The sequence below is a fragment of the Adlercreutzia equolifaciens genome, from assembly GCF_029076695.1.
Lineage (GTDB): Bacteria > Actinomycetota > Coriobacteriia > Coriobacteriales > Eggerthellaceae > Adlercreutzia > Adlercreutzia equolifaciens_A.
Window position 1 is genome coordinate 1 of the sequence record NZ_JARFIK010000030.1, and the last position, 461, is coordinate 461.

The window sequence follows — 461 nt, forward strand, 5'->3', positions numbered from 1 at the left end:
CTTCAACGTGGTCCCCGAGTCCATCACCGAGGTGGGCACCACGCTCGACAATCTGAAGGCTGCCGTTATGGGGCGAGACTGGCGCGTCCGCTAAGTATGCTGCTTGCGCTCTGGCCGCCAAGGCTCAGGGCTACGATCAGATTGCCCGCCTGTTCGAGGCCACCAGCGCCGCCGAGCAGATCCACATCGGCCTTGAGGCCGGCGTCATCCAGTCCGTCGAGCCCGACTACGAGCGTCCCGCCACTCCCGATGCCGAGGGCATTGCCACGGATCTGAACCTCATCGCCGGTGCCCTGGGCGAGATCTACGAGACCTCCGACATGTACCCCAGCTTCATCAAGGTGGCCCAGGAGGAGGGCGACAAGAAGGCCGAGTTCGTGTTCACCCGCGCCAAACTGGCCGAGGCCGTGCATGCCGAGTTGTACATGGACGCCTACAACAACATCGACTGTCCGGACAAC

The 461-nt window shown here is 63.6% G+C and carries 1 protein-coding gene; it reads left to right on the top strand.

Annotation, left to right across the window (positions count from 1 at the left end; translation table 11 throughout):
• Nucleotides 1–110: 110 nt before the first annotated feature.
• The coding region (locus PZH32_RS11305; protein ID WP_275208353.1) for a rubrerythrin family protein at nt 111–461 on the top strand (351 nt) is incomplete at its 3' end.